At 69.1% G+C, this 256-nt stretch carries 1 protein-coding gene; it reads left to right on the top strand.

Features of this window, described 5'->3' with window-relative positions; all coding sequences use genetic code 11:
* Positions 1 to 256, top strand: a 256-nt coding sequence (locus WDW90_RS40090; RefSeq protein ID WP_336493116.1) for a transposase, incomplete at both ends; no start/stop codon positions are given.

Raw genomic sequence — 256 nt, 5'->3', positions numbered from 1 at the left:
TGGGGACAACGACACGAACGTTCACGCCGGAGTTCAAGCGCGAGGCGGTGGCCCTTCTGGAGAGCAGCGGCCGGCCACAGATGCAGATTGCAGCCGAGCTTGGCATCCAGCCCTCGATGCTGCGGGCCTGGCGCGCGAGCCTGCAGGGCAGCCTGCCGCTGGCGGTGAGCCATGGACCTAAGCCTTCGGCGGCTTCACCTCTGACCTCTCCGGCTGATCAGGCCGCCGAGATCGCCCGCCTGCGGCGCGAGCTCGA

Source organism: Methylobacterium nigriterrae (assembly GCF_037106235.1).
Taxonomy (GTDB): Bacteria; Pseudomonadota; Alphaproteobacteria; order Rhizobiales; family Beijerinckiaceae; genus Methylobacterium; species Methylobacterium nigriterrae.
This window is presented reverse-complemented; position numbering and strand designations above follow the sequence as displayed.